General features: G+C 68.6%; 5 protein-coding genes. 2 read left to right on the plus strand and 3 right to left on the minus strand.

What is annotated here, in order from left to right; all coding sequences use genetic code 11:
- Positions 1-45: 45 nt before the first annotated feature.
- Entirely contained in the window at positions 46-756 is a 711-nt protein-coding gene (locus ELR45_RS27435) for a lysophospholipid acyltransferase family protein (protein WP_129669161.1), read from the minus strand.
- Positions 757-849: 93 nt separating this feature from the next.
- Between ELR45_RS27435 and ELR45_RS27440 the strand changes: the two genes are divergently transcribed.
- Entirely contained in the window at positions 850-1,623 is a 774-nt protein-coding gene (locus ELR45_RS27440) for an alpha/beta hydrolase (RefSeq protein ID WP_129669162.1), read from the plus strand.
- 61 nt (positions 1,624-1,684) lie between these two features.
- The gene (locus ELR45_RS27445; protein ID WP_129669163.1) at positions 1,685-2,257 is read left to right on the plus strand and encodes a hypothetical protein; all 573 of its coding nucleotides are present in this window, start codon (positions 1,685-1,687) and stop codon (positions 2,255-2,257) included.
- Positions 2,258-2,269: 12 nt separating this feature from the next.
- On the opposite strand, the gene ELR45_RS27450 is transcribed toward ELR45_RS27445, so the two are convergent.
- Together ELR45_RS27450 and ELR45_RS27455 are read right to left on the minus strand one after the other, a co-directional pair.
- Positions 2,270-3,067, minus strand: a complete 798-nt coding sequence (locus tag ELR45_RS27450; protein WP_165368143.1) for an endonuclease/exonuclease/phosphatase family protein — start codon at positions 3,065-3,067, stop codon at positions 2,270-2,272.
- A 28-nt stretch (positions 3,068-3,095) separates the two neighbouring features.
- Complete coding sequence (locus ELR45_RS27455; RefSeq protein WP_129669165.1) at positions 3,096-4,046, minus strand: ROK family glucokinase; 951 nt, start codon at positions 4,044-4,046, stop codon at positions 3,096-3,098.
- Between the last annotated feature and the right edge of the window lie 2 nt (positions 4,047-4,048).

Below are 4,048 nucleotides of genomic sequence, written 5' to 3' on the forward strand. Positions count from 1 at the left end.
GCGCGACGTTGACACGACCCGCGACCCGGGACGTGTCGCCCGTGGTTATCCGTCGGTCCCCTTGTTCTCCCGCTGCTCGGCGGCGATCCTCGCCTTGACGGTGGCTGCATACACGTCCACGTACTCCTGACCGGACAGCTCCATCAGTGCGTACATGATCTCGTCGGTGGCCGCGCGCAGCACGTAGCGGTCCGTCTCCATGCCCTCGTAACGGCTGAAGTCGAGCGGTTTGCCGAACCTGACCCCCGGCCGCATCCGCTTCGGGATCATCCGCCCTGGCGGCTGCATCTCCGCGGTGCCGATCATCGCGACCGGGATGACAGGCACCTTGGCCTCAAGCGCGAGCCGCGCGGCACCGGTCTTCCCGCGGTAGAGGCGGCCGTCCGGCGATCGCGTGCCCTCCGGGTAGAGGCCCAGCAGTTCACCGTCCCGAAGATGGCCGAGGGCGCTGCGCATCGCCGCCTCACTCGCCCGGCCGCCCGCGCGGTCGACCGGCAGGTTGCCGGTGCGGGAGAAGAAGAACCGCTTGAACCAGCCTTTGACACCAGGCTCGGTGAAGTAGTCGCTCTTTGCCCAGAAGGTCACCTTGCGCTCCAGCGTCAGCGGCATGAAGAAGGAGTCCACCACGGTCAGATGGTTCCCGGCCAGGATGGCCGGTCCTTCCGCAGGCACGTTCTCCGTCCCTTCCGCCCATGGTCGGTAGTACAGGCGGAGCAAGGGACCGAGGAGCACCTTCTTCAGCAGCCAGTAGAGCACGATGCGAACATTACAACGAGAACCCCCGGGTGTGCGTGATCACCGCATGGCCACCTGGGCACGCGAGGGCATTTCCGTGGAATGATGGAGACCATGCAACAGCCGCTGGCCGCCGCACCTTTCCAGCACGACGGCGGACCCATCGGTATTCTCCTGTGCCACGGATTCACCGGTTCGCCCGCATCACTGAGACCGTGGGCCGAACATCTTGCCGCGACCGGGTACACAGTCGAGCTCCCAACGCTCCCTGGGCACGCAACCAACTGGCGGGAGATGAATCTCACCCGCTGGCCGGATTGGTTCGCCAAGGTCGAGAACGCGCTGCTGCGGCTCAACGAGCGATGTGACGCCGTCGTCGTCGCCGGACTGTCCATGGGAGGCTGCCTGGCCCTCCGGCTGGCCCAGGTGCACCCGGCCGCGGTCGCGGGCCTGGTGCTGGTGAACCCGGCCATCGCCAGCGCCGACCGGCGCCTGGTTGCGTTGCCGCTGCTGCGTCACGTCGTTCCGTCGCTCGCGGGCCTGGCGAATGACATCGCCAAGCCGGGCCAGAATGAGCACGCCTACGATCGGACACCATTACGGGCGCTGCATTCGTTGACTCAGATGTGGAAACTTGTACGCCGCGACATGCCGATGATCACTCAGCCGCTGCTGATGTTCCGCAGCACCACCGACCACGTCGTCGACGGTTCCGGCGCGCCGCTCATCCTCTCGGGCGTCTCGTCCACGGACGCCGTGGAGGTTCTCCTCCATCGCAGCTACCATGTGGCGACTTTGGACTACGACGCGGAGACGATCTTCACGCGGAGCGCCGAGTTCGCCGAACGGGTCGCGACGGCGCGGCCGCTGCAGGGCGGAACCCGATGAGGGCCGGACACGAGATCAGCACACAGCCGTACACGGACACCGGAAGGGATGAGGACCGCCGATGAGCACGGGTCGCGACGACGAGAAAGCGTGGGCCGAGCTGGTCGACACGTTCCATTCCGAGCCGGACCCCGACGACGGCGCCCGACGTTGGCCGGCGGCGGAGGACATCGCGCCTGACGATGGCTCGCCCTACGACTTCTCGGACCCACACAGCTCCGATCCGTATCTCGCCGAATCGGGCTCGGACACCTTGGAGGCACCGCCGCCGGGCGGTCCGCACGACCGTGACTCTCACGCCGATCGCCCCGCAGACCCGCGTCGCCCCGGAGACCCGCGAGCCGAGCCGACGCCGAACGGCGGCGAGTCCGGCGACAGCGAGTCCGAGGAGGAGGATCATTTCGTCCCTCCGGTACCGCCGCCCATTCCCCGAGGAGACCGCGTCACCCGCTGGGCATGGGCGGGCATGCTCGCACCGCCACCGGTGCTTCTGCTCGCCACGCTCGCCAGCTGGTCCCCGCCGGACGAGTTCATGGCCATCTTGGTCGGGGGTTTCATCGCGGGGTTCGTGACACTGGTGTTGAGGATGCGCGGCCGCAACCCGCACGATCCCGACAACGGCGCCGTCGTCTGATCGCGGTCTCTCTCAGCGCCCGCCCAAGATGAGATCCACGACGACGGGGCGGTGGTCGCTGGCAGCACGCGCAGCCGGTGTGTCGACCACCTGATACGACGCGACCTCGACCTGGCCTCGCACGAACACCCCGTCGCGACGCTGGTCCGGCCGATCCGCCGGGTAGGTCGGAGTCGCGTCCGCCGCGCCCAGGTCGGTGTACTGCGACGCCAAGCGGGACCAGGTGGCCGCGGACGGAGCCTCGTTCAGGTCGCCCGCGATCACCGCCACGGGCACGGGCGAGGCGGCAGGCTTGGGGCTGTGATCCACGTCGCCCTCCAGACCAGATGGCGGCCGGCCGGTCTCGCCCGGTGAACGGATGACCCGGTTGAACAGCCCGGTGATCTCAGTCAGGTGCCGGGCACGCTCCCCGGCGTCCGTGCCGAGCTGTACCGAGGCAACGGCGAACCGAGCGGATCCCTTGCTCATCGAGGCCAGCACCACGCCCTGGCGACGCAGGCCCGGGGTCCGTCGCAGCAGGTGTTCCTGCACATGCCTCACGTCGACCCGTACCGCGGTGAACAGAGCGGTGCCCGCGCTGGTACCTCCGCCGCCCGCGTAGAGCAGCTGCGACCGGCGAGCCAGCGCCGCACATTTGCCTCGCCATGCGAGCCGGCTCGGCGCCTGCTGCAGACATACGACGTCCGGGTCGAGTTCACGTAACACCGCCGCGGCGGCCGCTCCGTCACGTTTGAGCCCACGCACGTTGTAGGTCACCAAGCGGAGCCGGACCGTCACTGGCTCGGTTTCTCCGGCCGGTTTCTCGTCCATCGGCACGTCCATCTGAGCATCCACGGGTTCACGTCCGCGCGAGATCGGCCGCACCGACGATGCCGGCGTCGTTGCCCAACGTCGCCAGGCGGACCGTGGCATACGGCCGATGAGTCCCTCCGGTGATGTTACGGCGCAACGCCTCTTCGACGGGATCGAGCAGCAGCGCTCCGGCGTCGGCCACTCCCCCGCCGATCACGAACGCACCCGGGTCGAAGATCGACACGAACGACCCCATCGCGGCGCCGAGCCAGCCGGCGAGCTCCGTGATCAGGTGCTGGGCGAGCGCATCTCCCTCCTGAGCCGCCTCAGTCACCATCGGCCCGCTGATGGAGCCTGGGTCACCCCCGGCCAGCTCCACGAGGCGTTCCGGTGATCCGGGAAATGCCGCGGAACCCGCCGCCGCGGCCCGCGCGTTGCGCACCAGCGCGGTGCCGCTGGCGTAGGCCTCGACGCAGCCACGAAGGCCACACCCGCAGTATTGACCGTCCGGCACCAGTCGCATGTGCCCCAGTTCGCCGGCGATCCCGTTGGCGCCGCGATGCACTTGCCCGTCGAGAATCACCGCGCCGCCGACTCCGGTGCCCACGGTCAGCAACACCATGTCGTCGACGTCTTCCGCCGCGCCGAAGCGAAACTCACCCCACGCTGCGGCGTTCGCATCGTTCTCCACCACGACGGGCAGGCCGGTGGCCGCGCTGACCTCATCTCGAAGCGGAAGGTCGCGCCAGGCCAGGTTGGGAGCGAACATGACACGCGAGCGGCCCGCGTCGATGAACCCGGCTGACCCCACACCGACCACCTCGACGTCGTACTGGGCCGCGAGCTCGCGTGTAACGGCGACGATGCTGCCGACGATTCCGGAGACGTCTTTGGACGGCGTGTCACGCCTGGTACGCGCGATGATCGCGCCCTTCTCGTCGACGACGCCACCGGCGATCTTGGTGCCTCCGACGTCGACACCGATGCTGTACGTCACGC

Origin of the sequence: Phytoactinopolyspora endophytica (assembly GCF_004138495.1) — a bacterium.
Lineage (GTDB): Bacteria > Actinomycetota > Actinomycetes > Jiangellales > Jiangellaceae > Phytoactinopolyspora > Phytoactinopolyspora endophytica.